Source organism: Actinoplanes sp. GCM10030250 (assembly GCF_042666575.1).
Classification (GTDB): domain Bacteria; phylum Actinomycetota; class Actinomycetes; order Mycobacteriales; family Micromonosporaceae; genus Actinoplanes.
The window spans coordinates 161,666-180,980 of sequence record NZ_JBHTDO010000009.1 but is presented as its reverse complement, the minus strand read 5'-3'; the positions used below and the strand labels follow the sequence as shown (position 1 = coordinate 180,980).

The following is a 19,315-nucleotide window of genomic DNA, read 5'->3' as shown; positions in this document are numbered from 1 at the left end:
CGAAGGAAACACGATGAGCCGACCGACCCGCCGTCTCGTCATCGCGGTCCGCGCCGATCCGGTCATCTGCGGTCATTCCGGCGAGGCCCGCAATCTCGCCGAAGTCGCACTGACCCGCGGCTTCGACGATGTCCGGCTGCTGACCTGGCCGATACCGGCGCTCCAGTCGGCCGGCCTGCCGCTCAAGCCCCTCGACCGGCTCCTGCCCTACAGCCCCGGGATCACCGTGGAGCGCCCGGAGGCGGTCGGCGACTACCGCGTACCGGACGGCCGGCACCTGGCCGGTCTCACCGGCCGCCTGGTCGAGCTGCTCGCCGAGCCGGTGCCGACCGTGTGCCTCTCGATGTACCTGGTACCGCACACCCAGGTGATCAACGACGCGGTCACCGCGGCCCGGGCCGCCGGTTTCGACCCGCAGGTGCGCACCATCGCCAAGGCGGTCGGCTCGGACGTCACCAACGTGATCCGAAACTGCCTGCGCGAGGGACGGTTCGGCGCGGCCACCGTGCTGCTCACCACCTTCCTCGCCAGCGACGAGGTGGTCGCGGTCTCCGAGTACACCCGCGACGAGATCATCTCCTCGGCCGAGGAGGTCGACGCCCACTGCGGCACCAGCTTCGCCGAGCAGTGCCGGCGCCGGGTCACGGTCAGCTATCCGCCGATCGACTCGTCGGCCTTCCTGGGCCTGGAACCGGCCGCGATCGACGCCGCCCTGGCACGCCGCGGCCTCCAGCGCGGCAAATACATCCTCTTCCTCTCCCGGGTGGCGCGGGCCAAGGGCATCTACGACCTGGTCATCGCGTACGGGCAGATGCGCTCCCGCGACGACGTGAAGCTGGTGATCGCGGGCACCGGACCGGCCCTGGAGCACGTCAAGGCGATGGCCAAGGAAGACAGGAACATCTGCTTCCTGAGCGATGTGGACGACGACGAGAAGCCGCTGCTGATGGCCGGCTGTGCGGCCTACGCCCTGCCGACCAAGCCGGAGCCGGACTTCGTCGAGACCTTCGGCATCGCGCTCGCGGAGAAGGCTCTGGCCGGCGGCGGGCCGATCGTCACCACGCTGACCGGCGGTGTCGGCGAGGCGGTGGGTGACACCGCGGTGATCGTCGAGGCCGGCGACATCAACGGCCTGGCCGACGCCCTCGACCGGGTCGTCCTGGAGATGAGCGAGACCGAGCGCCGGGACCTGGAGCAGCGCGCGCGGGCGCACGCGATGGCCTTCGACCGCGCCGCCGTCTTCGACGACCTCTTCAACCTGAAAACCGCCTGACCTGTACGGGCGAACGGCCGCCCCGCTTCCCCTCGGGGCGGCCGTTCCCGCTCGGACACATCCCAGCGCGGCATCGGATCCCGGCGCTGGATCTCGGCTGCGTCAGACCTTGCCGTCGGTGACCAGCTTCTGCAGTTTCGCGTAGCCGTCGTTGACGCCGACCTCCATGCCGCTCTGCAGCCAGGCGTCGCGGCCCTCGAAGCTGTCCACCAGGGACTGCGCGTGCAGCCGGGTGCGGCCGTCACCCAGGTCCTCGAACCACACCGTCTCCAGGGAGACGCCGTCGGGCTGGCCCTCCCAGGTGAACGTCTGCACGATCTTGTTCGCACCCACGTGGTGGAAGCTGCCGTGGAAGGCGATCTCGTCGGTGCCGTGCGTCGACAGGTAGCGCCAGCTGCCGCCGGTCCGCGCGTCCCAGTAGTCGATCTTGCTGCTGATCGAGTCCGGCCCGTTCCACTGCACGAACAGGTCCTGGTCGGTGTGCGCCCGCATCAGCTGCTCCGGCGTGGCCGCGAAGTCCCGGGTGATCCGGATGATCGGCAGCTTGGCGTCGGCCTCGATGACGGCGTTCGTGATCTCGGTCATGACAGTCTCTCTCCTTGCTCGTCGGGGGTCGTGCTGCGTCCCGTTTCCGGGGGCTGTTTCCGGTCGTCCATCGCGGCCAGCAGTGCGTCGAGGCGGCTGTACCGCTCCTCGGCCCGGCGCCGGTACCGCTCGATCCAGGCGTCCATCTCGTCGAAGACCTCCGTCTCCAGGTGGACCATCCGCGGCTGCGGACCCGGCGGGCGGGTCACCACCCCGGCCTCCTCGAGCACCTTGAGGTGTTTGTAGACCGCCTGCAGAGACATCCGGTACGGCTCCGCCAAGTGGTTCACCGTCGCGTCCCCATCAGCCAGCCGGGCCACCATGTCGCGGCGCGTCGGATCGGCTAGTGCGGAGAAGACTCGTGTCAACGTGTCCGCCGGCATCGGCCCCTCATTTCAACTTCTCGGTTGAAAGAAACAATAAGCCGGGCTTCCGTACGTGTCAACCACTCAGTTGAAAGTCCTGGCCGAAGCTGTTCCTGGAGAGGCCGAGCCGCTGCCGCCGGGATCCCGGCCACGTGATCCCGGAGCCATCAATGAGCGCGCCGTGTGACGGGCGCGGGTTCCACCGACCGGGCAGAGAGTTATCGAACCGCTGATTCGAGGGAGTCTCGCGTCCTACGCTCGTTGTCGGCGCCGTTGACGGGGCGACGCGAACTTTGCCGGGAGGGGGAACAGCCATGGCGAAGAAGTCGAAGAAGTCGAAGAAGGACAAGAAGAGCAAGAAGGACAAGAAGAAGTGAGCTGCCGGGCCGCCGCACCGTGCGGCGGCCCGCACCGCCCGCGCGGACGGAGGGGACCTGTGCACGACGACATGCTGGTGCTGTTCGACAATTGCCTGGCCCGGCTGCTCGACCTGCGAGATCGGCTGGCGGCCACGCGATGTGTCAGACCGGGGGAACGGCACACCACGGTGCTGGCCGCCATCGCCGAGGCCGAGCACTTCGCCAGCACCGCCACCGCCACGGTCGCCGCCTCGCCGGCACCGCAACCCGCGACCACCGGCTCCAGCGCGTAACGATCCGTGCGGCGGGGCGGGTCGACCGTACGCCTGCATGGCTCTTGATCGAAGACGGACGTGACCGGGGCACATAGAGTGCCGTCATGGTGCCTGCCCCCGCCGCCGTAGCGGAACTCGGCCGTGAGCTCGCCGCCCTCGGGTGGGTGACCGACCTCCTGGTCGCGGGGTCGCTCGCGACCGGCGACTACCGCACCGGGGTGAGCGACCTCGACCTGGTCGCGATCACCGACGGACCACCTGACCAGGAGAAACTCGCAGCGCTGCACCGCCGGTTGGATGCCTCGTCCGCACGCGGGCTCGACCTCGGATGCGTCTACGCCGACGGCGGGCGCCTCGCGGACCTGGCCGCCGAACATCCGACCTGGACACACGGTGCGCTCGTGCAGCGCATCCTGTCCGGGATCACCAGGGCCGAGCTGGTGCGGCACGGATATGCCGTTTTCGGTCGCCCGCCGAGCGAGATCCTGCCACCGATGAGCGACGACGACGTGCGCGACGCCGCCCGCGCGGAACTGACCGGCTACTGGACGTGGGCCGCGCGCCGCCCGCGGCTGTGGCTCAACCCGGTGATCGCCGACCTCGGCCTGACCTCGATGGCCCGCGGCCGGCACGCACTGCGGCACGGCTCGCTGCTCACCAAGAGTGAGGCGGTGGAGGCCGCGCACGCCCCCGCCTGGCTGATCGCGCAGCTCAGAGCCCGCCGCCAGGGCGAGAACGTCACCTCGCCCCGGTTGCGGACCGCCTGGATCGCCTGGCGCGACGCCCGCCGAACGGTGGCCAGCGCACACGAAGCGGTGACCCGCGCACACCCGGGCTGAGCACACCCGGCCTGAGCACACCCGGCCTGAGCACACCCGGCCTGAGCTTCAGCGGGTCGTGAAATCGGCGTCGTCACGGGCCCGGCTCAGGCGGCGTGCCCCGGCGGCGGCCACCATCGCGAGCAGCTCACTCTCCGTGGCGTCCGGGTCGTGCGGCCGTTCGTAGTGCACCGAGATCATGCCGATCATCGTGCCCGCGCTGCTGACCAGCGGAATCGACCGGACCGCGCGCACACCGGCGTCCAGCACCACGTCGCGGGTCGGCCCGGCCGCGAAGACCGCGCTGTGCTCGGCGTCGCGAACGTGCACCGTTGTCGCCTCGGACAGCGCCCGGCCGCACGCCGAACCGTGGTCGTGGTCGCGCACCAGCGCGAAATGCCGGAGGAAGTCCGGCCCGAACCGGTGGTGCGCCACGATCCGCAGCCCACCCGCGGCGGGGTCGAACAGCTGGACGTTGCCCATCTGCGCCCGGCTCAGCGTCAGCGCGGCCGCCAGCAGCGCCGACGCGATCGCCTCCGGGTCGCTGACATGCCAGAAATCCTTCTCGAACAGGGTCAGGCGGGGTTCGCGGACCGCTTCCAGCTCGGCCACCTCCCGGGCGATCGCCGCCGCCCGCTGCTGGGCGCTGAGCCAGCGGCCGCGCAGATCCTCCTCGATCTCGCGGCGCCAGCTCTCCGCGGCCTCCCGGTCCTTGACGGCCCTGGCACGGGCCTCCCGGGCCTCCTGCATCTGCCGGGACGCCCTCCTGTGCAGCTCGCGGGCCTGCGCGGCTAGCTCCTGGGCCCGCCCGATCCACTCGGGCGACGGCTGCTGCACGGTCATCGGATCGCCGTCATCGGATCGCGCCTACGGTGCATCGCGCGACCACGAAAAGCGCTCGCGCGGGGACGGCAGCGGGACGGAGACCCACCAGTCAGTCGTACCACAGGCGGGCCGGGCGGGCACCACCACGATCGGTCGTGACAGGCTGGCGGTCATGCGAATCTCGATCTGGCCAGGCGCCGGGCAACCGTACGGTGACGTCCTCGAAGTGGCCCGGCACGCCGCCGAGACCGGCTGGGACGGCGTCTGGTTCGCCGACCACTTCATGCCCAACGCGGGCACCGGCGCCGACCCGGAGCACCCGGTCCTGGAGTGCGGCTCCGTGGTGGCGGCCCTCGGTGCGGCCGTGCCACGGATCCGGATCGGCACGCTCGTCTACGGCAACACCTACCGCCACCCCGCCGTGCTGGCGAACATGGCGGCCACCGTCGACCAGATCACCCAGGGCCGCTTCACCCTGGGCGTCGGCGCGGGCTGGCAGATCAACGAGCATCAGCAGTACGGGCTGGAGCTCCCACCGACCGGCAAACTCATCGACCGGTTCGTGGAGGCTCTGCACGTGCTCCGCGGTCTGCTGCGGGAGCCGCGCACCACCGTCCACGGCGAGTACTACACGGTCACCGACGCGATCTGCGAACCGAAGCCGGTGCAGTCCCCGCTGCCGATCCTGATCGGTGCCAAGGGCGAGAAGCGGATGCTGCGCGTGGTGGCCGAACACGCGGACATGTGGAACACCTGGGGGACACCGGACGTGATCGCGCACAAGTCCGCGGTCCTGGACCGGCACTGCGCCGAGGTGGAACGGGACCCGAAATCGATCGCGCGCACGGCACAGGCGGTGACCGTGGTGGACGGCCCGCTGCCGGAGTCCGGAATGCCGGCCATCGGCGGCACGCCTTCGAAGCTCGCGGCGGCAATCGAGGAGTATCGGGCCGCGGGCCTGGACGAGCTGATCGTGCCGGACCGGGCGCTGGGCGCGGGCGCCGACCGGTTCAAGGCGATGGATGCGGTTCTGGGCCTGGTTCGCGGCTGACGGGGATCGCGGCAGCCCGGATCGTTCGCTCAGGGCCGGGCGGTGACCTGGTCGAGGACGTCGTCGGCGGGGCAGCGGCCCCGTGCCACGTACCGCTCGGTGAACTCGGCGACCGCGTCCCGCAACTCGCGCGACGCGCCCAGCCGGGCCAGCGCCGCGTAGGCAGCCATGAAGCAGTCCCGCGCCGCGGCCGCCAGCACCGGGTCGGTGAGCGCGTCGCGGGCAGCCCGCTCCCACAGCCGCGGCTCGGCAACGAGCAGGGCAGTCGCCTCCCACGCCTCCTCCGCCGCGCGCGGGTCGTCGAGCAGGGTGGCGATCACCGCGGCCGGCACCCGCCAGCCATCACCCGGCTGACGGTCGGCGACGTCGATCTCCAGATGCCCGCGGGCGGCCACCGGCGGTCGCAGCGAGCCGAGATGCCGGTGCAGGCCGCCCTCGGTGGGACGGCCACCACCGCGGATCCACTGCCGCAGCGATCGCCCGGTCGCCGTGGGAGCGTCCATGACATAGGTCGTCCAGGCGAACCGTGGCTCCCCGAAAGCGGGCAGCACCGGCAGGCCACTGCGCACCGCCTGCCGTACGCTGCGCCAGCCCGCCGGCCGCCCCTGAGCCAACGGCGAGTTCGCGAAGGCCGCCGCCAGCACCGGCGCGAGAGTGTGCGCCAGATTCCACCGGCGCCGCAGGCCGAGCGGCCCGCCACCGTCAAGCCCCGCCTCCAGTCCCACCCGGATCCCGGCGGTAGCCGGCCCGTCCGCGTGGCCCGGCCCGTCCGCGTGGCCCGGCCCGTCCGCGTGGCCCGGCTCGTCCGGGTGCATCGTGGCGGACGCTTGCGGCAACACGGTGAGCCGGTGCTGTTCCGCGATGCGGGTCGCCGCGGCCAGGTCGTCGGACATCCGGCGCAGCGCCACCTCGAGCCCGGGGGAGGGCGGACCGCTGACGACCATTACCCGAGGCGAACGGGCGTCGAGGAAACCGTGCCGCAACGGACGCCGCCCGGCCGGTGCACACGCCGGATCGAGCATGAGATCGACGGCTATCCCGACGAACCCCGGAAGCCCCGGTTCGATCGCCCGCGCCGCGATGAATTCCTCAGCGTCCTGTTCATTCAGGGTGGTCACGCGCTGCCTTCCTCCCCGATACGCAGCTGAAGCACGCCCTCCAACCGCGACGACGAGCATATCATTCCTATCAGTTGAATAGGAATATCGAGCCCGGAGGTGCGGTTAGACGTTTAAACCCCACTTGTACCGTTCTGATCCTTGCATACTGTTTCGCGTGAACCTGGCCGCCACCGCCCTCACAGTCCTGACCGCAGCTACCGCCCTCGGAGCACCACCGCCTCCCGCGGTAGTCCGCCCCCACCCGTCCCCCTCAGCCACCTCCCGCCTGTCTCTCTCGGCCGCCACCGCGCCGCCGTCGGCCGGCCCGCGAGTTGCCGCCGCGCCGCGCGTCGCCCGGCAGTGGACCACCACCGACGCCGCACCGATCGGCCGGCCTCTCGCCGTCGACGGGGTGCTGGTCGGCTACGTGATGCGGGCCCGGCACGTCTACGCCCGCGGCATCGCCCCCGCAACCGGCAGGATGCTCTGGGAACAGGAGGTGTCCCCGAGCCTCCAGCCAACCGGCTCCGAGATCGCCCCGCACCGCGTCGGCAACCACGCTGTACTGCTCCAGCCCGAACCCGCCTTCAGCCCCGACCATGCCCGCCTCACCGTCCTCGACCCGCGAACCGGCCGCGAACTCCACCGCACCCCCGCGATGCTCTTCAGCTCCCCACCCGAAAGCTGCTTCGCGGGCCGCTCCGTCTGCGCCCTCGCCACCCCCGAAACCGGCGATCCCGTCCGCGGCTACCGGCTCAACCTCGACAGTGGTGCGTTCATCCCGTACGCCGAAACCGCCCCACAAGGCGCCCGCCACCTAGGCCCCCAGGGCCTGATCGCCCTCGGCCCCACCACCGCCGAACAGATCGCCCTGCTCCGCGACGGCACCCTCCACTGGCAGCGCCCCCTCCCAGCCGTGTTCCCCCGCGTACCCGCCACCACCGGCACCCGCTGGACCCTGCACACCAACACCAACGATGCCGCCACCGCCCACGCGGCCAATGCTGACGCCGACGCGGGGGCCGATGCCGACGCCTACACCGGTTCCGGCTACGCCCGCGGCACCCGCTCGAAGACCGCGGTCACCCTCGACCTGGCCCGCGACCCGGTTTCCGCAGGCCTCGACGCCACCGACGGCCACCTGCTCTGGCGCCAGTACGGCACCGTGATCGACTGCGGCGGCCGCATCGCCCTTCCCGGCCGAGGAGTCCGCTGCCGCTACCGAGGCACAGTCACCACGACGAACGCCTCTCGCACCACCACCTCCGCCGCTCTCAAGGTCAACCTCGAAGGCTTCGATCCCCGCACCGGAAAGTCCCGCTGGTCCGTCCCCTTAGGCCCCGCCACAGCCCTTGCGGTAGGCGCCGGCCGCCTCCCCGTAGCCGACGAGAACACCATCGTCGCCCCCGCTCCCACCGGCCCCCTCCTGATCGACCTGCGCACCGGCAGCACCTCGAAACCCGCCGCCGGCGCCGTGGTCTGGTGTCCCAAAGCGGTCAGATTCCCCTACCGAACCGCCACCACCATGCGCACAGGCGGCGACGTCTTCACCCCGTGCACGCCGTCCGGCCGCCCGTCAGTTGCCTCCCCACCCCCGGCCACCGCCCGCGCCATCGGCACCGTAGTAGCGAACTTCGCCGTGATCCCCACTCCCACCGGCTACCAGGGCACCGAAGTCACCCCCTGACGCGCCTCCCCTGCTCCCACCAGCGGCAATAGAAGCGCACACAACGCGTCCGTGCGCGCCCATGCAGCCCAGGGCACCAACCAGCTCGCACGCAACCTCAACGTGCGCCCCCACTAAGAGCCTGTCCTTGAACGGTGACGGTGACACCGGCCGACGTCACCGACCGGGACGCCGCCCGTGAGCTGCTGCCCGTCCTGCGCGAGCGCAACCCGGAACTGACCTTGATGTGGGCCGACAACGGCTACGCCGGAGCCCACATCACCTGGGCGAACATCACGCTCGCCTGGACGCGGACACCCGCGGAGGCTCTCACGTTGTGCCATTCACTTGCGGGGGCGGGACGGATACGGGAAGCTGACCCATGCCTGCTGAGTACACCCAAGGTGACCAGTTCCGTGGTGCCCGCATCCATCTGTGCGACCTCTCTGGTCTCGAGATTCGCGATTGCGACGTCACCGGTCTGAAGATTGTGGACTGCTATGGGGGTGACGTCTCCCTTGGTGGCGGCTTCGAGCGTGTCGTTGTCAATGACGTCGACGTGACCGCCTACGTCGAGGCCGAGCTCGATCGGCTGCATCCCAACCGGGCGCTGGCCCGTGAGGCCACGTCGGCCGCCGAATACCGGGCCGCTTGGGACGCCATCGAGAAGCAATGGGGGGCGACGCTTGACCGTGCCAGGCGCCTACCGGAGGCGAAGCTGCATGAGCAGGTCGACGGCGAGTGGTCGTTCGTCGAGACGCAGCGGCATCTGCTGATGGCCAGCGATGCCTGGATCGGCAACGCCGTGCTCGAGGAGGATGCGCCGTACCACTCGTTGGGCCTTCCTGGCGGCGGGATGCCGGCCGAAGCATCGGCGAAGCTCGGGCTCACCCTCGATGCCATCCCGACGCTCGACGAGGTACTCGCGCCGCGGCTGGCCCGCATGGCCACGATGCGCCGGGTCGTCGACGAGCTCACCGAGGCCGAGCTCGACCGGGTGTGTGGTCGCAAGCCGGCCGACTCCTACCCGGACAAGGACTACGTCGTACGCCGCTGCCTCACGGTGGTGTGCAAGGAAGAGGCCGAGCATCACCGGTACGCGGTGCGCGACCTCACCGTGCTGGAGGCCGGTGCCCGAACCGAGTGAAGGCGCGTCCCGGCAATGGACGGCGATCTCGCGATCCTGCGCTGGACCAGCCCATCTTGCTGTCGGTGCCCCTCATCGCACCCGCACTGCCCAGCCAGGGCGCGGCGCCGACCGGCGAGGTAGTCACGACCGGCTACGGAAAGACCAGCAATGCGGGCTTCCCCAACGAACGACGCGAGGGGAGGTAGCCGGCGGTTCATCCACCTGCCTTCAGCCGGAACGCGAGGCGGCGGGGCGCCTGCACGCGATAGCTGTCCGTCACCAGCTCGGCAACCTCGACCCAGTCCGTCTCGTCGTCCAGCACCATTCCCACGACATTCACACCCCAGTCGGCCCGGAAGAACGGAGGGCCGGCATGCGCCAGCGCGGCCAACTCCCCGGGCGGCGCCCGGAAGGTCATCAGGATGGCCGGATCGTCCAGATCGATGTACGCCGACCGCCTCTCGTCGGTGGTGTAGACGTGCAGGAACGTCCGCCGGCGAATCCGCCACCGCAGGCCGATCCACGCCGGCTCCTCGTACGCCTCGGGTAGCTCCCCGCAGATCACCCGGAGCCGGCCCACAACGGCGGGTGGAACGTCCGCGATGTCGCTCATCTGTACCTCCCGCGCCCATCCTCCCCGCCGGGTAGGACATCAGCACATCAGAGTCTCCGGGGTTGGCGGGGCCGCGCCGACGTCATAGGACTATCGGGCCCAGCTCGGAGGACCTGTGTGCCTACAGCCACCTCGCCGGTGCGGCGTTCGGATCGGCGTCACTGTGACGCAGATCCGAACGGCAGAGACCGAGCCGGGAGGAGCGATACTGGCGCTAGCTGCGGAAATAGGTAGAGAGACAGCCACTAACGCCCGGGCCAACCAAGCGGCCCCGCGCCGCCCGCGCCGCGACCCAAACAAGATAGGTTCCTAGGAAGCCCTAGGGGTTGTGGCGGGGGCGGCTCGGGGGAGTACCAGGGAAACCGCCGGTATTCCCGAGCCCCGCCACGGCAATACCGTCACCACATGTCATCGAACAGCGTCATCGTCCGCCGGGCAGCCGTGGGCGCACCGATCCTGATGCTGACCTACGGGCTGTTGCGGCTGGTCGACGGCTTCGACGGCCACCGGGGCCCCGGACTGGCCTGGAACATCGGGCACCTGGCGTTCTTCGCCGCCATGGTCCTGTTCGGCTTCCTCGCCGTGCGGCTCACCCGTCTGGTCCCGCGAGGAGCCCGCCGGGTCGCCTCGGTGGCCGCGGTCGCCACCGTCTTCGGGGCCGCCTGTTTCCTCTGGGTGATCACCGGCGACCTCTCCCGGAGCTTCCGCGAGTCGGCGCCACTGCCCGAGTTCCTCGAGGCGGCCGGCCCCATGGCGTTCACCCTGGGCATGCTCACCCTGCTGGGTCTTTCCGTAGCCGCCCGCCGCGTCCCCTTCTGGAGCCCGCTGCTGTTCGGCCTCGGCATCGCCGCGATCACCGTCCGGCTCGACCTGCTGCCGCTGGGCGCGCTCCTGCTGATGGCGGCGTTCGCCCCGCTCGGCAGGCGGACACCCGACGCCCGGGAACAAGTGATCACACCCATGCGGACAACAGCCCGCGCGCTGCACTGACAAACACACCAAGACACCGGAACGGGAGACCGGGCGGGGAAAGGACGGGGGGAACGGGGGATGTGCGGTGGCCGGGCGAGGAGACTATCGCCCGGCCCCCGCCGTATCCCGCCCCTTGATCGGCTGCCCGGTAGCCCCCAACCGCACCGTCCCATGCGTGAACCGCGCCCGGTAAACCGAAGCACTCAACCCGTAATGCGCCCGGAACCGCCGAGCGAAGTAATTCTGATCCGGCCACCCCACGTTCTGCGCGATCAGCGTGATCGGATCGTCGGTGTGCAGCAGCAGGTTCGCCGCCGTCTCCACCCGGTGCCGGGACAGGTACGCGACCGGCGGCAGCCCCGTGGCCGCCTTGAACAACCGCACCAGATATCCCGCGCTCAACCCCAGCCGCGCCGCGAGTTCGGCCAGCGTCCACCGCCGGGCGAGGTCCGCCTCCATCAACCGCATCGCGTGGCTGACGGCCGGGTGCGTGGGCGCCGCCGCCTGCTCCCCGGCGACCGACCGGGACAGCACCGACAGGAACAGCGTCAGCCGCCCGATCAGATCCCCCCGATGCTGCTCGACCGGCTGCGCGCGCAGTTTGTCCAGCGCGTCGAGGTGCTCGATGCACGCCGCCAGCTCGCCCGGTGACAGGTGCGCGGTCAGCATGCCACGGCGCTGCATCGCGTACGGCCCGGTCCACAACAGGTAGCCGAGGAGCGGATCCTCGCGGGTCCAGGCGAGTTCCCGGTGCAGCAGGTCGACCGAGAAGCAGCAGTTGTACAGGTCCAGGGAGCGGCATTGCTCGTACCCGTGCCAGACGCCGGGCCGCAGCAGCAGCACGTCGCCGACGGAGATGCGTTCCGGGCCGAGCACGGAGCGGTGCCGGCCCTCGCCGCCGACGACGACGGCGATCTCCACGAAGCTGTGCGTGTGGTCCGGGTGGGTGTCCTGGTGCAGGTAGTGCCCGGCGTAGGCCAGCGACCCGTCGGCGAAATAGAGCAGCCCACGGCCGTGGTCGTGCTCGACGGGGGGTTCGCTCACGCGCACACGAAAGCACGGCACCGGGTCCGCGCGCCAGACCCACACGAGGTCAATATCGTGCTACCCCTGGTGCAGCTTGGCCTATCCGTGCCGGTGCGGCGGAAGAACGATGGAGCTGCGCCCGCAACACCGCGTTAACCCAGCGGTCACAGTGCGGGCGAGTACCACATCGTCCGTGAGGAGCCCCATGTCGCGCCCGTCCGCCCCGCGTTTCGAACACCACACCGACGCGAGCGTCGTCGCCACTCGCACCCCGCGGATCTCCTGGATCGTCGAGGAGGCCGAGCCGGACTACCGGCAGCAGGCCTACGAGATCTCGGTGAACGGCGCGAGCCACCGGGTGGAGTCCGCCGAGCAGGTCCTGGTGCCGTGGCCGGCCGAGCCGTTGCAGTCCCGCGAGCGTGCCGAGGTGCGGGTCCGGGTGCGCGGTGACGGTGACGGTGACGGTGACAGCGGGTGGAGCGACTGGAGCGAGGCCGCGGTGGTCGAGAACGGTCTGGCGACCGGCGACTGGACCGCACAGTTCATCAGCCCGCTCGACGACGACAACGCCCTGCACAAGGGCTTCACCGTCACCGGCGAGGTGGTCAGCGCCCGCCTCTACGCCACCGCGCACGGCCTCTACCGCGCCGAGATCAACGGCGTGCGGGTCGGCGACCAGGAACTCGCCCCCGGCTGGACCAGCTACTCGCGCCGGCTGCGCTACCAGGCCTACGACGTCACGGGCCTGCTGCGCGACGGCCAGAACGATCTTCGCGTGCTGCTCGGCAACGGCTGGTTCCGCGGCCGTCTCGGCTTCGCCGAGGGCAGCGCACTCTACGGCGACCGGCTCGCGCTGCTGGCCCAGCTCGAGCTGACGTTCGCCGACGGCACGATCCAGTCGGTGGTCACCGACGAGACGTGGCAGGGATCCTCGAGCCAGATCAAGAGCGATGATCTGTACGACGGACAGCGCACCGATCTCCGAGAGACGTCCGCATCCCGGCACCGGGTCGACAAGGTGGAGGCCGACCTGACCCCCCTCGTCGGCGCCGACGGCCCGCCGGTGCGGGTGACCGGCGTCCTGCCCGCCGTGTCGATCACCGGCAACCTGATCGACTTCGGCCAGAACCTCGTCGGCTGGGTCCGGCTGCGCACCCGCGGCCACACCGAGGGTCACGAGATCACCGTGCGGCACGCCGAGGTGCTGGAGAACGGCGAGCTCGGCGTGCGGCCGTTGCGCACCGCCGCCGCCACCGACACCTACGTGCTGGCCGGCCCGGACGAGGTGGTCCTGGAACCGGTCTTCACCTTCCACGGCTTCCGCTACGCGGAGGTCACCGGCGCCGGCGACCTGCGCCCGGAGGACGTCGAGGCGGTCGTGGTCGGCTCCGACCTGCGGCGTACCGGCTGGTTCGACAGCTCCCACGACCTGCTGAACCGGTTCCACGAGAACGTCGTGTGGGGGATGCGCGGCAACTTCCTCGATGTGCCGACGGACTGCCCGCAACGTGACGAGCGGCTCGGCTGGACCGGTGACATCCAGGTGTTCGCGCCGACCGCCTCGTTCCTCTTCGACAGCGCCGGTTTCCTCACCTCGTGGCTGGCCGACCTCGCCGCCGAGCAGTACAAGGACGGCTCGGTGCCGTTCGTGGTGCCGGACGTCCTGCACGGGGAGTCACCGTCGGCCGCGGCCTGGGGTGACGCGGCGACCATCGTGCCCTGGGTGCTGTACCGGCGTACCGGTGACCGTCAGTTGCTGGCCCGGCAGTTGCCGAGCATGCGCGCCTGGGTGGACCGGATCGCTGGCCTGGCCGGTGACGACCTGCTGTGGACCGGCGGTTTCCAGTTCGGCGACTGGCTGGACCCGGCCGCGCCGCCGGAGAACCCGTTCCAGGCCCGCACCGACGCGGACGTCATCGCCACCGCGCACCTGGCCCGCTCGGCGCAGGTCCTGGCCGAGGCGGCCGAGGTGCTCGGCGACACCGCGACCGCCGCACACTACGGCGACCTGGCGAAACGGGTGCGGGCCGCGTTCGCCGCCGAGTACGTTACCGAGGGCGGGCGTGTGCTCGGCGACGCTGAGACGGCGTACGCGATGGCTCTGGAATGGGCCCTTCTGCCGTCGCCGCGGCAGCGTGAGCGCGCGGGCCGGCGGCTCGCGGATCTGGTACGCACCTCGGGTTTCCGCATCGCCACCGGTTTCGTCGGCACCCCGCTGATCGCCGACGCGCTCACCGACGCGGGGGAGTCCGCCGTGGCCTACCGGCTGCTGCTGCAGACCGGCTGCCCGTCCTGGCTCTACGCGGTGACGATGGGTGCCACCACGGTGTGGGAGCGCTGGGACAGCATGCTGCCGGACGGGTCGATCAACCCCGGCGAGATGACCTCGTTCAACCACTACGCGCTCGGTGCGGTCGCGGACTGGCTGCACCGCCGGGTCGCCGGCCTGGCTCCCGCCGCACCCGGTTACCGCGAACTGCTGGTCGCCCCGGTCCCCGGGAACGGCCTGACTTCGGCGTCGGCCCGGCATCTCACGCCGTACGGCATGGCCGAGGTCTCCTGGCAGCGAGCCGGCGGCGATTTCCGCCTCGACCTGCGCGTGCCGGTGGGCAGCACGGCAACCGTGCATCTGCCCGGCACCGGCCCGGTGCGGGTCACCCACGGCAACCACTCCTGGACCGTCCCTGACCCGGTCACCGAACCCGCGTTCGCCACCGTGCGTGACGTGCTCGACCGCGAACCGCTCTGGCAGTCGGTGGTGGCCGCCGCGATCGAGGCGGGCGCCGCGGCCGACGAGCCGGCGGTGGCCGCCCGGCTCAGCCGTTACCTGGACGCACCCGCCGACCAGCTCATCGATGCCCTCACCTCGGGCGGCTTCGTGCCGAACGCCGCCGACCTGCGCCACCGCCTCACCGGGCTGCTGCCCGGCACCGCTGTCTGACCCCCTGGGAGAGAAGATGAAGATCAAGATAGTCCTGGCCGCCGTCACGGCCGCCGCGCTCGCGCTGTCCGGCTGCAGTGCCGGCAGCCTCGGCTCCAGCGACGACGAGGGTGACGGTGCCGCCGTCACGCTGTCGTTCCTCGTCGACAACTCCGACACCAACAGCAAGATGGCCGAGGGCCTGGCAAGTGCGTTCAACGCCAAGAACCCCGGCATCACCGTGAAGGTGGAGACCCGCCCGCAGGGCACCGAGGGTGACAACCTGGTCAAGACCCGCCTGTCGACGGGCGACATGACCGACGTGTTCCAGTACAACTCGGGTTCCCTGGTGCAGGCGCTCGCCCCGACCAAGAATCTGGTCGCCATCGACGACCAGCCGTGGGCCGCGCAGGTCGACGAGAACTTCAAGATCTCGGTGACCAGCGAGGGGAAGGTGTTCGGGGCGCCGTTCGGCACCTACAACGCCGGCGCGATCCTCTACAACCGGACCGTCTTCGACAAACTCGGCCTCCAGGTCCCGAAGACCTGGGACGACTTCATGGCCAACAACGCCAAGATCAAGGCTTCCGGCGTGGCACCGGTCATCCAGTCCTACGGCGAGACCTGGACGTCGCAGCTGTTCGTGCTCGGCGACTTCCACAACGTCAGCGCCGCCCAGCCGGACTTCGCCGAGAAGTACACCGCCAACCAGGCCAAGTACGCGACCACCCCGGCCGCGCTGGCCGGCTTCGAGCACCTCCAGCAGGTCCACGACGCCGGATATGTGAACAAGGACTTCGCCTCGGCCAAGCTCAACGACGCCGTCGAGCAGCTGGCCAAGGGTGAGGGCGCGCAGTACCCGATCCTGTCCGGCATCATCAGCCAGCTCCTCGGCACCTTCCCGGAGCAGGCCGACAAGATCGGGCTGTTCCCGATCCCCGGCAACGACGCCGCCAAGAACGGCCTCACCGTGTGGGCACCGGGCGGCGCCTACATCCCGGTCAGCACCACCGGCGCCAAGCTCGACGCCGCCAAGAAGTTCCTGGCCTTCATGGCCAGCCCCGACGGCTGCGCCGCGCAGGCCGCCGCCACCGTGATCAACGGACCGTTCGCGGTGCAGGGCTGCACGCTGCCGGACTCCGTGCCGCAGGTGGTCAAGGACATGCAGACCTACATCGGTACGCCTGGCGCGTCCGGCCTGGCCCTGGAGTTCGTGTCCCCGGTCAAGGGCCCGGCGCTCGAGCAGATCTGCGTCGAGGTCGGCTCCGGCATCCGCAAGGCGGCCGACGGGGCGAAACTGTACGACGAGGACGTCAAGAAGCAGGCACAGCAGCTCGGCCTGCCGGGATGGTCATGAGCACGGTGACCGCCGTTCGTGAAGGGACGACCCGGGCTCCCGGGTCGTCCCCCGCGCGAGCGCGTAGCCCGTACCCGAACTGGTTCTTCCTGCCGGCGGCTGTCGTCTACGGCATCCTCTTCCTGGTCCCGACGTTCGCGTCGTTCTACTTCAGCCTGACCCGCTGGACGCTGTTCGAGTCGCACTTCGTCGGCCTGGACAACTTCGTCACGTTCTTCGGCGAACCCGCGCTGGTCAAGGGCTTCGTCAACACCCTGATCTACGGCATCGTCACGTCCGGGGCCAAGGTCGTCCTCGGTCTGCTGCTCGCCATCCTGCTCACCTCCCGGATCGTGGCCCGCGGCTACCTGCGGTCGGTGGTGTTCTTCCCGGTGCTGGTCAGCACCATCGGTGTCGGCCTCACCTTCACCGTGCTGATGGACCCGGAACAGGGCCTGATCAACCAGTCGCTGGCCGCTGTCGGCGTCCAGGGCCCCGGCTGGCTCACCGACCCGTCCTACGCGCTGCTCTCGGTGGCCCTGGTGGACATCTGGAAGGGTGTCGGGCTCGCCACGCTGATCTACATCGCCGGGATCGTGTCCATCCCGCAGGAGTACTTCGAGGCCGCCCGGGTCGACGGCGCGAGCGCCTGGCACAGCTTCCGGCACCTGATCCTGCCGCTGGCCCGCCCGGCAACCGTCACCGTGATCATCCTGTCGCTGATCGGCGGGCTCCGCTCGTTCGACCTGATCTGGGCGATGACCCGCGGCGGGCCCGGCTTCACCTCCGACGTGATCGCCTCGGTGATCTACAAGCAGTACCAGGCCGGTTTCTACGGCCTGTCCACCGCCGGCAACGTGGTGCTCTTCCTCGTGGTCACCGCGATCGTGCTGCCGCTGTCGCGGTTCCTCAACCGCAAGGAGGTCGAGCTGTGATCCTGTCCGCGCGGGCGAGAGCCTGGCTGCTCGGTTCGGCAGCGATCGTCGTCACCGCCGTGGTGTTCCTGATCCCGTTCGCGTTCATCCTGCTCACCGCCGCCAAGGGCGCCCGGCAGGCGGCGGAGCTGGACTTCTCGTGGCCCACCCAGTTCCAGTTCGTGCCGAACCTGATCGAGGTGCTCCAGGCCCGCGACTACATGCTGATCATCGCCTACATCAACAGCACGATCCTGACCGTCTCCAGTGTGACGATCATGGTGGTGCTCGCGGCGATGGTCGCGTTCGTCCTGCAACGGCGCACCTCCCGCTGGAACGGCCTGATCAACTTCCTGGTGCTGTGCGGGCTGATCATCCCGCCGGCCGTGGTGCCGACCATCTGGGTGCTCGACGGGCTCGGCCTGTTCGGCACCATGCCCGGCCTGATCGCCATCGAGATCGCCTTCGGGCTCAGCTTCTGCGTGCTGCTGTTCCGGGCGTTCATCGCGACCATCCCGCGCGAACTCGACGAGGCGGCCATCATCGACGGCGCGGGGCCCCTGCGGCTCTTCTTCCGGGTGATATTTCCGCTGCTCCGCTCGGTCATCATCACCGCCGTGGTGGTGCAGTCGGTGACCGTTTTCAACGACTTCGTCAATCCGCTGTACTTCCTGCCCGGCTCCAACAACGCCACCGTGCAGACCACCGTCTACAACTTCGCGGGCCAGTTCAGCACCCAGTACCACCTGTTGTTCATGGACATCCTGCTGGTGACCGTTCCACCACTGATCATGTTCCTGTTCTTCAACCGCCGCATCGTCGCGGGCATGACCTCAGGCGCCATCAAGGGATGATTCGGGTCTATTCTCTCTGGATCAAGTTTGATCGATGGGGGCAGAGATCATGGCCGAACCACTGGACACCGGGCGGCCACACCCCGCCCGGGTGTACGACTTCCTGCTCGGCGGCACCAGCAACTACGCGGCCGACCGCGCGGCCGCCGCCGAAGGGCTCAAGGTGAACCCGGACGCGGCGACCGCACCCCGGCAGAACCGGGCCTTCATGCGGCGAACCGTGCGGTACCTCGCCGCCGAGGCGGGCATCCGCCAGTTCGTCGACCTCGGCACCGGCCTGCCCACCGAACCCAGCGTCCACCAGGTCGCGCAGGCGGTGGACCCGTCCGCCCGGGTCGTCTACGCCGACAACGACCCCCTGGTCCTCGCGCAGGCCCGCACCCTGCTGACCTCCCCGGGCACCAGCTACCTCGACGCCGACCTGCGCGAACCCGAGCGCATCCTGTCCTCACCGGAGATTCGCGAGACCATCGACCTGGACAAACCGGTCGCGCTGCTGCTCTACGCGGTGCTGCACTTCCTGCCCGACCCCGCCGACCCGTACGGGATCGTCGCCCGCCTGATGGCCGAGTTGCCGCACGGCAGCTACCTGGTCATCTCCCACATCACCGCCGACCACGACCCGGAGAAGTGGGACCGCTTCGGCGACGTGATGCGCCGCCAGGGAATTCCCACCCGCCTGCGCACCCGTGACGAGGTGGCCCGGTTCTTCCCGGGGATGGAGATGGTGGAGCCGGGAGTGGTGCCGATCCTGCAGTGGCGGCCGGACGAGGACGTGCCGTTCACCGACGCGCAGGTAGCCCTCTACGGCGGCGTAGCCCGCAAACCCTGACCGCCCGCCTACTCCACTCCCGCCGCCTACTCCCGCCCGCACCCGCCGCCCACTCCGCCGCCTACTCCCGCCCGCACCCACCGCCCACCCCGCCGCTCCCGCGCGCCCAACGCCGCCTACTCCCGTGCGTCCACGCCGTCCGCAAGTTCGCGCCGCCCGCTGCTGCCGCTCGCTCCTGCCGATCCGCGTTGCGCGGCGGTCCTCGGCGGGGTGGGTGCACACGTTGGGGTTACGTGCGCGTCTGCCCACGTCAGGGGCCATGTCGGCGCGCACATAACCCCAATGTGCGCGTCCATCCACGTTGCAGGGCCCGGCGGCGTCCACCCGAACCCCCACCGTGTGCGCCTGGGCGGCCCTGTGGACGGCGAACGCTGACGGATATGCGTCACCGTCGATCCGGGA

Annotated in this window: 18 protein-coding genes; 12 read left to right on the top strand and 6 right to left on the bottom strand. The window is 70.3% G+C overall.

What is annotated here, in order from left to right; translation table 11 throughout:
• Nucleotides 1-13: 13 nt before the first annotated feature.
• Nucleotides 14-1,273 carry a glycosyltransferase gene (locus tag ACFQV6_RS14945; RefSeq protein WP_378028058.1) on the top strand — a complete coding sequence of 420 codons (1,260 nt, stop codon included), beginning with the start codon at nucleotides 14-16 and terminating at the stop codon, nucleotides 1,271-1,273.
• 102 nt (nucleotides 1,274-1,375) lie between these two features.
• On the opposite strand, the gene ACFQV6_RS14940 is transcribed toward ACFQV6_RS14945, so the two are convergent.
• Both ACFQV6_RS14940 and ACFQV6_RS14935 read right to left on the bottom strand, forming a co-directional pair.
• Nucleotides 1,376-1,858 (bottom strand): SRPBCC domain-containing protein, encoded by a 483-nt coding sequence (locus ACFQV6_RS14940; RefSeq protein ID WP_378028057.1) that lies wholly within the window; start codon nucleotides 1,856-1,858, stop codon nucleotides 1,376-1,378.
• Nucleotides 1,855-2,241, bottom strand: coding sequence for an ArsR/SmtB family transcription factor (locus tag ACFQV6_RS14935; RefSeq protein WP_378028056.1), 387 nt, complete (start codon nucleotides 2,239-2,241; stop codon nucleotides 1,855-1,857). The genes ACFQV6_RS14940 and ACFQV6_RS14935 overlap by 4 nt, the downstream gene beginning before the upstream one ends.
• 418 nt (nucleotides 2,242-2,659) lie before the next feature.
• On the opposite strand from ACFQV6_RS14935, the gene ACFQV6_RS14930 reads away from it, so the two are divergent.
• Complete coding sequence (locus tag ACFQV6_RS14930; protein WP_378028055.1) at nucleotides 2,660-2,875, top strand: hypothetical protein; 216 nt, start codon at nucleotides 2,660-2,662, stop codon at nucleotides 2,873-2,875.
• Between the two features lie 86 nt (nucleotides 2,876-2,961).
• Nucleotides 2,962-3,696 (top strand): nucleotidyltransferase domain-containing protein, encoded by a 735-nt coding sequence (locus ACFQV6_RS14925; RefSeq protein ID WP_378028054.1) that lies wholly within the window; start codon nucleotides 2,962-2,964, stop codon nucleotides 3,694-3,696.
• A 48-nt stretch (nucleotides 3,697-3,744) separates the two neighbouring features.
• Here the strand turns inward: ACFQV6_RS14925 and ACFQV6_RS14920 are convergent, their stop codons facing one another.
• On the bottom strand, nucleotides 3,745-4,518 hold the full coding sequence (locus ACFQV6_RS14920; protein WP_378028053.1) for a GAF domain-containing protein: 774 nt from the start codon (nucleotides 4,516-4,518) through the stop codon (nucleotides 3,745-3,747).
• A 154-nt stretch (nucleotides 4,519-4,672) separates the two neighbouring features.
• On the opposite strand from ACFQV6_RS14920, the gene ACFQV6_RS14915 reads away from it, so the two are divergent.
• Entirely contained in the window at nucleotides 4,673-5,551 is an 879-nt protein-coding gene (locus tag ACFQV6_RS14915; RefSeq protein ID WP_378028052.1) for an LLM class flavin-dependent oxidoreductase, read from the top strand.
• 29 nt (nucleotides 5,552-5,580) lie between these two features.
• Here ACFQV6_RS14915 and ACFQV6_RS14910 read toward each other — a convergent pair whose 3' ends face one another.
• Nucleotides 5,581-6,669 (bottom strand): glutamate-cysteine ligase family protein, encoded by a 1,089-nt coding sequence (locus ACFQV6_RS14910; RefSeq protein ID WP_378028051.1) that lies wholly within the window; start codon nucleotides 6,667-6,669, stop codon nucleotides 5,581-5,583.
• A gap of 157 nt (nucleotides 6,670-6,826) precedes the next feature.
• Here ACFQV6_RS14910 and ACFQV6_RS14905 point away from each other — a divergent pair, with 157 nt between their 5' ends.
• Together ACFQV6_RS14905 and ACFQV6_RS14900 are read left to right on the top strand one after the other, a co-directional pair.
• Nucleotides 6,827-8,338, top strand: a complete 1,512-nt coding sequence (locus ACFQV6_RS14905; protein ID WP_378028050.1) for a hypothetical protein — start codon at nucleotides 6,827-6,829, stop codon at nucleotides 8,336-8,338.
• 361 nt (nucleotides 8,339-8,699) lie between these two features.
• Entirely contained in the window at nucleotides 8,700-9,464 is a 765-nt protein-coding gene (locus tag ACFQV6_RS14900; protein ID WP_378028049.1) for a DinB family protein, read from the top strand.
• A 196-nt stretch (nucleotides 9,465-9,660) separates the two neighbouring features.
• Here ACFQV6_RS14900 and ACFQV6_RS14895 read toward each other — a convergent pair whose 3' ends face one another.
• A complete protein-coding gene (locus tag ACFQV6_RS14895; protein WP_325336505.1) occupies nucleotides 9,661-10,059 on the bottom strand; it encodes an MmcQ/YjbR family DNA-binding protein in 399 nt (132 codons plus the stop codon).
• 405 nt (nucleotides 10,060-10,464) lie between these two features.
• Between ACFQV6_RS14895 and ACFQV6_RS14890 the strand changes: the two genes are divergently transcribed.
• On the top strand, nucleotides 10,465-11,049 hold the full coding sequence (locus ACFQV6_RS14890; protein WP_378028048.1) for a hypothetical protein: 585 nt from the start codon (nucleotides 10,465-10,467) through the stop codon (nucleotides 11,047-11,049).
• Between the two features lie 84 nt (nucleotides 11,050-11,133).
• Here the strand turns inward: ACFQV6_RS14890 and ACFQV6_RS14885 are convergent, their stop codons facing one another.
• Entirely contained in the window at nucleotides 11,134-12,075 is a 942-nt protein-coding gene (locus tag ACFQV6_RS14885; protein ID WP_378028047.1) for a helix-turn-helix domain-containing protein, read from the bottom strand.
• Between the two features lie 187 nt (nucleotides 12,076-12,262).
• Between ACFQV6_RS14885 and ACFQV6_RS14880 the strand changes: the two genes are divergently transcribed.
• The 5 genes from ACFQV6_RS14880 to ACFQV6_RS14860 are packed head-to-tail and all read left to right on the top strand — an operon-like array spanning nucleotide 12,263 to nucleotide 18,913.
• Entirely contained in the window at nucleotides 12,263-14,998 is a 2,736-nt protein-coding gene (locus ACFQV6_RS14880; RefSeq protein WP_378028046.1) for a family 78 glycoside hydrolase catalytic domain, read from the top strand.
• A gap of 16 nt (nucleotides 14,999-15,014) precedes the next feature.
• On the top strand, nucleotides 15,015-16,334 hold the full coding sequence (locus ACFQV6_RS14875; protein WP_378028045.1) for an ABC transporter substrate-binding protein: 1,320 nt from the start codon (nucleotides 15,015-15,017) through the stop codon (nucleotides 16,332-16,334).
• Nucleotides 16,331-17,248: a carbohydrate ABC transporter permease gene (locus ACFQV6_RS14870; RefSeq protein WP_378028044.1), complete on the top strand. Its 918-nt coding sequence runs from the start codon at nucleotides 16,331-16,333 to the stop codon at nucleotides 17,246-17,248. Before ACFQV6_RS14875 ends, ACFQV6_RS14870 begins: the two co-directional genes overlap by 4 nt.
• Nucleotides 17,245-18,081: a carbohydrate ABC transporter permease gene (locus tag ACFQV6_RS14865; RefSeq protein WP_378028043.1), complete on the top strand. Its 837-nt coding sequence runs from the start codon at nucleotides 17,245-17,247 to the stop codon at nucleotides 18,079-18,081. Before ACFQV6_RS14870 ends, ACFQV6_RS14865 begins: the two co-directional genes overlap by 4 nt.
• A gap of 49 nt (nucleotides 18,082-18,130) precedes the next feature.
• Nucleotides 18,131-18,913, top strand: coding sequence for an SAM-dependent methyltransferase (locus ACFQV6_RS14860; RefSeq protein ID WP_378028042.1), 783 nt, complete (start codon nucleotides 18,131-18,133; stop codon nucleotides 18,911-18,913).
• The last annotated feature ends 402 nt before the right edge of the window (nucleotides 18,914-19,315 follow it).

What these genes read in the sequence shown, in the direction of transcription:
- ACFQV6_RS14920 (WP_378028053.1), bottom strand. Translation starts at nt 4,518, where the DNA reads ATGACCGTGCAGCAGCCGTCGCCCGAGTGGATCGGGCGGGCCCAGGAG.
- ACFQV6_RS14875 (WP_378028045.1), top strand. Translation starts at nt 15,015, where the DNA reads ATGAAGATCAAGATAGTCCTGGCCGCCGTCACGGCCGCCGCGCTCGCG.
- ACFQV6_RS14915 (WP_378028052.1), top strand. Translation starts at nt 4,673, where the DNA reads ATGCGAATCTCGATCTGGCCAGGCGCCGGGCAACCGTACGGTGACGTC.
- ACFQV6_RS14880 (WP_378028046.1), top strand. Translation starts at nt 12,263, where the DNA reads ATGTCGCGCCCGTCCGCCCCGCGTTTCGAACACCACACCGACGCGAGC.
- ACFQV6_RS14870 (WP_378028044.1), top strand. Translation starts at nt 16,331, where the DNA reads ATGAGCACGGTGACCGCCGTTCGTGAAGGGACGACCCGGGCTCCCGGG.
- ACFQV6_RS14900 (WP_378028049.1), top strand. Translation starts at nt 8,700, where the DNA reads ATGCCTGCTGAGTACACCCAAGGTGACCAGTTCCGTGGTGCCCGCATC.
- ACFQV6_RS14945 (WP_378028058.1), top strand. Translation starts at nt 14, where the DNA reads ATGAGCCGACCGACCCGCCGTCTCGTCATCGCGGTCCGCGCCGATCCG.
- ACFQV6_RS14925 (WP_378028054.1), top strand. Translation starts at nt 2,962, where the DNA reads ATGGTGCCTGCCCCCGCCGCCGTAGCGGAACTCGGCCGTGAGCTCGCC.
- ACFQV6_RS14895 (WP_325336505.1), bottom strand. Translation starts at nt 10,059, where the DNA reads ATGAGCGACATCGCGGACGTTCCACCCGCCGTTGTGGGCCGGCTCCGG.
- ACFQV6_RS14890 (WP_378028048.1), top strand. Translation starts at nt 10,465, where the DNA reads ATGTCATCGAACAGCGTCATCGTCCGCCGGGCAGCCGTGGGCGCACCG.
- ACFQV6_RS14940 (WP_378028057.1), bottom strand. Translation starts at nt 1,858, where the DNA reads ATGACCGAGATCACGAACGCCGTCATCGAGGCCGACGCCAAGCTGCCG.
- ACFQV6_RS14860 (WP_378028042.1), top strand. Translation starts at nt 18,131, where the DNA reads ATGGCCGAACCACTGGACACCGGGCGGCCACACCCCGCCCGGGTGTAC.
- ACFQV6_RS14935 (WP_378028056.1), bottom strand. Translation starts at nt 2,241, where the DNA reads ATGCCGGCGGACACGTTGACACGAGTCTTCTCCGCACTAGCCGATCCG.